5 protein-coding genes are annotated in these 5,516 nt (G+C 53.8%); 1 reads left to right on the forward strand and 4 read right to left on the reverse strand.

Features of this window, described 5'->3' with window-relative positions; all coding sequences use genetic code 11:
* On the forward strand, positions 1–464 hold a 464-nt coding region (locus AC6F7T_RS01135; RefSeq protein ID WP_500716117.1), incomplete at its 5' end, for a solute carrier family 23 protein.
* Between the two features lie 661 nt (positions 465–1,125).
* On the opposite strand, the gene AC6F7T_RS01140 is transcribed toward AC6F7T_RS01135, so the two are convergent.
* From AC6F7T_RS01140 to AC6F7T_RS01155, 4 genes are all read right to left on the reverse strand, one after another.
* Positions 1,126–2,454: an anaerobic C4-dicarboxylate transporter gene (locus tag AC6F7T_RS01140; protein WP_500716118.1), complete on the reverse strand. Its 1,329-nt coding sequence runs from the start codon at positions 2,452–2,454 to the stop codon at positions 1,126–1,128.
* A gap of 176 nt (positions 2,455–2,630) precedes the next feature.
* Complete coding sequence (locus AC6F7T_RS01145) at positions 2,631–3,329, reverse strand: response regulator (RefSeq protein ID WP_500716119.1); 699 nt, start codon at positions 3,327–3,329, stop codon at positions 2,631–2,633.
* Positions 3,326–4,945, reverse strand: a complete 1,620-nt coding sequence (locus tag AC6F7T_RS01150; RefSeq protein WP_500716120.1) for an ATP-binding protein — start codon at positions 4,943–4,945, stop codon at positions 3,326–3,328. The genes AC6F7T_RS01145 and AC6F7T_RS01150 overlap by 4 nt, the downstream gene beginning before the upstream one ends.
* Before the next feature lie 31 nt (positions 4,946–4,976).
* Positions 4,977–5,516, reverse strand: a 540-nt coding sequence (locus AC6F7T_RS01155) for an HAD-IA family hydrolase (RefSeq protein ID WP_500716121.1), incomplete at its 5' end; no start/stop codon positions are given.

The raw sequence follows: 5,516 nt of genomic DNA on the forward strand, positions 1-5,516 counted from the left end.
AAGATCCCGGCGTACAAAACACCCTCCTCGGTGACGGGGTTGCCACCAGCGTTGCCGCCTTTCTCGGCGGGCCGCCCAACACCACCTACTCCGAAGTGTCCGGCGCCGTCGCCCTGACCAAAGCCTTCAATCCCGCCATCATGACCTGGGCTGCCATCGCCGCCATCTTGCTGGCATTTATCGGCAAACTGGGTGGATTGCTTAACACCATCCCGGTACCGGTCATGGGCGGCATCATGGTACTGCTGTTCGGAGCCATTGCCGTCATCGGCATTAACATCCTGGTACGTGCCGGCACCGACCTGATGCTGCCACGCAACCTTGCTATCGTCGCTGTCATTCTGGTGTTCGGTATCGGCGGCATGACCTTCGACCTGGCCATCGTCAAACTCGGTGGTATCGGCCTGGCGGGGATTGTCGGTATTGCTCTGAATCTGATTCTGCCACAGGGTCACCAACACTGACTCTGCTTGCGCAGCAAGCCGGCACTCCGAAAAAAGCCCCTGCGATCAGCCAAATCGCGGGGGCTTTTGCTTTCATATTCGTAACTATTCACCTTGATAAGAATAACGAGCGCCTATCAATGGGCATGCTTTCTCTTGCGAAAAGAACTCGGCTATCGCCTCAAACAATTTTCGCAGCGTTTAAACATGTCCATTGCAGGCTTTTTCCTTTAATAATTCCTGAGGTGCTGAACAGCTACTCATATTCAACTGTAAAATGTATCGCTACAAAACATCACCAAGCAATTTCTGTGTCCGGGCCTGGCGCGGATCACTGAAAATCTGTTCCGGTGTCCCCTGCTCACAGATTTCTCCAGCATCCATAAATACCACGCGGTCGGCCACCCGTAGCCTCTTCCAATATGAAATGAGTCTGAAGAACTCTTCGTGTTTCTAACATGAAATGAGTCTGAACAGCAGGCGGAAAAACGTTCATGATGAAAGGATGAAAATCATCATTCTTAGTCAATTCTTTCTTAACAGCGTCACAACAAAAAAAACCGCAACCACCGGCTTTTGTTTCAGCCGGTGCTTGCGGTTATGATTGTGGTTCCGTGTGTTCATGGCCCCCCTTCCTGGAAAAGACTACTTTTTCACAGCGGCAGGGGCAGGAACTGTTTGTTCAGCCGATAATCACCATGGCAATGAAGTAGCCAACAATACATGCCGTCGGTACGGCGATCAGGCCGGGCACCATGAAGCTGTGATTGAAGTACCATTTGCCGATTTTGGTGGTGCCGGAACTGTCGAAGTTGACGGTAGCGATATCCGACGGATAGTTGGGGATAAAGAAATAGCCGTAGGATGAGGGCATAATCGCGATCAGCAACGCCGGTGGCAGGCCCAGGGACAAACCGACGGGGAGCATCATGCGGCAGGTTGCGGCCTGGCTGTTGACTACGACCGATACCACAAACATAGCAAAGGCGAAGGTCCAGGGGTGGTTGGTGACGATTTCGGTGATGCCGCTCTGAAAGCTGGGCAGGGCAAATTTAAAGTAGGTGTCGCTCATCCAGGCGATACCAAAGATGGCGATGGCGGCAACCATACCAGATTTAAATACCACCCCCTCGGGAATCAGTGATGCTTTGGTTTTGGTAACGATCAAAATCAGACCACCGAAAGCCAGCATCATCATCTGGATAATAACGGCCATCCCGATCGGCTTATCCCCCACATTGAGGGTACGCAACTCGGGAATCATGGCGACGACAACGATGGAGGTCAGGGCCAGAAGAAAGATCAACACCGCAGTGCGCGCCGAGGTCGGCAGGGTTTCACCGAGGGTTGTCGCGGTGGTTTCTTCAATCCGTTTTTTCCACAAGGGATCTTGCAAACGACGCTGATATTCGGGGTCTTTCTCCAGATCCACACCACGACGCATACTGTAAAGGGACATGAGCAGTACTCCGGCCAGGGTGCCCGGTACCGTGACCATGAGAATCGACAGCAGGGTCAGGTTGGGAACCAGATCGGTCATCTGCGACAGGTAGTAAACAACAGCGGCTGAGATCGGGCTGGCGGTAATGCCCATTTGTGATGCGACCGAGGCTGACGCCATGGGGCGTTCCGGGCGGATGCCGTTTTTCAGGGCAACGTCGCCGATGATCGGCATGATGGTATAAACGGCATGGCCGGTACCGAGCATGAAGGTCATGGTGTAGGTAACCAACGGACCCAGGATGGTCACCATTTTCGGTTTGGAGCGCAGCAACCGCTCGGCGATCTGCAGCATGTACTTGAGACCACCGGCCGCTTCCAGAATGGCGGCACAGGTGACCACCGCAATAATGATCAGCATGACGGTGATCGGTGGGCTGGTGGGTGGCATTTTAAAGATGAAAACCTGAATGCACAGACCGATGCCGGAAACGACACCGAGACCGACACCGCCATAGCGGCTGCCGACATAGAGAATCAGCAGCAAGAAAAAAAACTGGATATACAACATGGCAGACTCCTTGAGGAAACAGGTGAACAGTAAGCCGGGAGCAGAAACCCCGGGACCTTGTTGTCACCAGACTAGGAGTCGTTGATCAAACTGTAAATATTGTGGAATTAAAAAGAGTTTATTCTTTTACGGGGATTATGATGATTGTGTTCACGACCAAAATAACAGATGCCCGTTTAGCGATTGCGCACATAGCGCCGTTCCGGGCGACCGACAACACCGTAGAGCAGGTCGGCGGTTAAATACCCTTCCGTGGTCAAATATTCCAGATAACGGCGCGCGGTGGAGCGACTGGCACCGATGGTCTTACCGACATCTTCGGCACTCAAATCAGCTACCCGGGGATCAGCAAAAGCCTGCCGCACCTTGTTCAGGGTTAAGGGGTCGATCCCTTTGGGCACCGGCATGGAACCTGCGTCCGCCGTCACCGGAATCTGCGCATGCAGGAGCCGATCGATATCTTTTTGCTCCAGGGAGGAACCACTGCGGGAGGCCAGATGAAGGGTACGGAAATTCTGCAGCGACTCCTGAAACCGCGGGAAAAATACCGGTTTGACGATATAGTCGAACACGCCGCCGCGCAGGGCATTTTGCAGGGTGGCCATTTCGCGCGCGGCGGTAATCAGAATCACATCGCAGGGCTGATCACCGGCACGGATATGACGCAACAGATCCATGCCGTTGCCTTCAGGAAAGAACAGATCGAGCAGCACCAGATCGGGTTGCAGCACCTCAATCATTTCCAGCGCATCATCAATCCGCACGGCGATACCGACAACCTCGAACCCTTCCAGTTTAGCGACAAAGCGCTGATGCAGATCGGCAATGCGCAGATCATCCTCGACCACCAGGACTCTGATCTTTTCTACGGTCATGCGTTGGCCCTTTGCTGTTTGGGAATCATCACGGTAAATAAAGCCCCACCAAGCTCCCCCTGGCCGTAAGTAATTTCCCCTTGCAGTCGGGTAACCGCATGCTTGACCAGAGACAGTCCGGTGCCGCGCCCCGTCCCTTCTTTGGTTGTCACGCCCAGATCAAACAGATTCTCAGCAATGGCAGGAGCAACGCCAACGCCGGAATCTTCCACCTCAATCACCAGGTCGGGTCCCAGATCGGTCAGATACAATCGAACCAGCATCGTCTCGCCCCGCTCGCGCACCGCTTCAAAGGCATTGTTCAGCAGATTCCCAAGGATGGTTACCAACGCGTCACGATCCAGGTGGGACGGCAGGTCAGCGAAGGAATTCTGCGGATCAAACTCCATCGTGATCTTAAGCTCGCAGGCGCGGTTGTATTTACCCAGGATCAATCCGGCAATCACCGGATCAGGAACCGCCTCAGCCATGGCGCGCACCAGTTCCTGATAGCCGCTGGACTCGTTAATCACCAGATCAAGGGCTTCCTGATAGGCTTCGAGCTGGAGCAATCCGGCGATGGTGTGCATCTTGTTGGAATACTCATGGGTCTGGGCGCGCAGCAGTTCTGAATATTCCTGGACGTGGGAGAGTTCCCGGGTTAAGCGATCAAGTTCATCCTTGGGGCGAAAGCTGACCACCATGCCACCATCCGCATCCAACAGGGGAACAATGTTGACCAGCATCACCCGTCCGGCCAGGAGCATTTCCTGGTCGAAAACCTGCTTACCGGCTTTGAGAGCTTCTGCCAGATCCGGGCAGGGACAGATTTCGGCCAGAGGCTCCCCGCGCATATCATCCATATCGCTACGCTCAAGGTATTTCAGTGCGGCGGTATTGACAAAGGTCAGATATCCACGTCCGTCAACCGCGATAATCCCTTCACGTACCGCTCCGATAATCGCACTGCGCTCTTTGAACAGGGCTCCGATCTCATGAACTTCAAGACCCATGATCGCTGCCTTCAGGCCACGGGCAATGAGGGTTGCACCGAAGACACCAAATAGCAGGACAATCGCAACATAACCAATAATTTGATTGCGTTGTGACCGGATCTGATCATTGATCTGACTGGTCAGATAACCTACCGCGACAAAACCGATAACGCGCCCATCACCATTTAGGACCGGGACAATACCTCGTAATGACGGGCCGAGGGTGCCGACCGCTGCGGAAACGTACGATCGTCCTTCGCTCAGGGCCGAACCAAGATCTCCCCCAACAAAAGCCTTGCCAATCCGATCCGGCTCCGGGTGGGACAGACGAATTCCTTCGCGATCACCAACGACGATATATTCCGCCCCGGTAACTTCGCGCAACTTCTCGGCAAAAAGCTGAACAGATGCCACATCCCGGTTTTTTATCCCCTCTATAATCACCGGATTCATCGCCAGCGACTGGGCAATGTTCAGTGCTTTGCGTCCGAGTTGCTCGCGCAGGGTGCGCTCGGAAAAATCGGAAAACAGTGCTCCGATCAAACTGACCAGAATCATCAGCAGAATCGTCACGAGCAGACTGAGCTTGACCTGCAGGCGCCGGGGCAAAAGGCGATCAATTAACTGGAACAGTGCATCCATCCGGCTTTTCCGCCCTGTTGGCAACAACTGATTAGTTCGCAAAACCGGTCAACTTGTACAAGCAGTCTCTGGTAGCCGCCGGATCACGATGGACAAAACCCTGCCATCCACAGGCGATGGCACCCTGGATATTTTCTTGTTTATCATCAATAAACAAGGTGTATTCGGGCTCAAGGGCAAAACGCTGTTGTGCAGCGTGGTAAATGGTGGCGGCTGGTTTCATGGCGCCGGCCTCAAAAGAGGCCAGGCGGTCGTGACAATAAGCATCCAGTTCGTAGGTTGCGGACAGAAAATCCCAGTGGAGCTTGCCGATGTTGGAGAGCAGATATACCGGATAATGGTTTTTAAGCTCAGTCGCAAATTCAAGCATGTCCGACAGGGGAGCAAATATCCCGTTCCAGGCCGCAATCATGTCAGCTTCCGTCAAAGGTCGGGCAAGCAGGTTGTTGATTCCGGCGATAAATTCAGAGCATGTCACCTGACCATGCTCGTAACCGGCCAGATTAACCCGTTCGGAAAAATCCTCCACCGACGCGACCTGTGCGCCCTGGTCACGCAACAGACCGAAAAA

The organism is Pelovirga sp. (assembly GCF_059864205.1).

Coding starts and splice junctions, on each gene's coding strand:
- AC6F7T_RS01140 (WP_500716118.1), bottom strand. CDS start 2,454: ATGTTGTATATCCAGTTTTTTTTCTTGCTGCTGATTCTCTATGTCGGC.
- AC6F7T_RS01145 (WP_500716119.1), bottom strand. CDS start 3,329: ATGACCGTAGAAAAGATCAGAGTCCTGGTGGTCGAGGATGATCTGCGC.
- AC6F7T_RS01150 (WP_500716120.1), bottom strand. CDS start 4,945: ATGGATGCACTGTTCCAGTTAATTGATCGCCTTTTGCCCCGGCGCCTG.